At 72.9% G+C, this 912-nt stretch carries 1 pseudogene; it reads right to left on the reverse strand.

The features are described from left to right. Nucleotides 1-731: pseudogene (locus RJ1_RS45055) on the reverse strand (LuxR C-terminal-related transcriptional regulator); the annotation flags it as partial. Between the last annotated feature and the right edge of the window lie 181 nt (nt 732-912).

Below are 912 nucleotides of genomic sequence, written 5' to 3' on the forward strand. Positions count from 1 at the left end.
ACGGTCTCGGCGTCGTCGAGCCGGCCCGCGACCACCAGGACCGAGGCGGCGAGGGAGGCGTCGGCGCCGGCGCGGTCGGCGCCGAGCCACGCGTACAGTTCGGCGCTGCGGTCGATCATCCCGCAGTACGCGGCTCCGGCGGCCGAGATGCGTACGGCAGCAGCAAGTTCCGGACCGGCGACGGACGTGGACCGTTCGAGGACCGAATCGGCGAGGCCTACCGCGGTATCGAGGTCGCCGTTCAGCGCGCAGGCCTCGGCGTACGCGACGACGGCGGTGTCGCCGAGACTGCCGACCCGGCCGGCTTCCGCATACAGCGCGACTGCGGCGGCTGGTTCGGCGAGTTCGGCTTGGGCGCAGAGGAATTGGCTCAGTTCCGCGCTCGGTGTTCCGGTCGCGGCCACCGCTCGGGCGATGGGAAGCGTGAGCGTCCCGCCGTCGACGTGATGGGTGAGCAGCCGGCGGGCCAGCGTGTGCAGCCGGTTCTCGCCGAGCGTCGTCGTGAGATGTGTCCCGTCGGCGCGGACGAGGGTGTCGCGATCGTCGACCCAGCCGTCCGCGCGCAGCGCATCGATGGCGGCACGGGCACGGTCGGGTTCGACGTCGAGAACTCGGGCGACCACGGTCTCGTCGAGGTCGCTGCCGAGCAGAACCAGTGCGAGCGTGGACAATTGCGGGGCGTCGAGCTCCGCGAGTTCCGTGGGAGGAAGCGGTGAGGGCAGCGAGGACACCGGCGCCCTATCCGCCGTTGCCGAGGACGCCGGGGACCAGGCCGGTGACGCCGCCGACGACACCGCCGACCGTGTCGCCCACTCCGGTGACGGTGTCGCCCACCGCGCCGGCACCGCCGACGATGGTGTTGGCGATCGCGGCGCCGCCGTCGGTCTGCGGCACGGACGGTGCCGGAGCAGG

Origin of the sequence: Rhodococcus jostii NBRC 16295, from assembly GCF_001894825.1 — a bacterium.
Taxonomy (GTDB): domain Bacteria; phylum Actinomycetota; class Actinomycetes; order Mycobacteriales; family Mycobacteriaceae; genus Rhodococcus_F; species Rhodococcus_F jostii.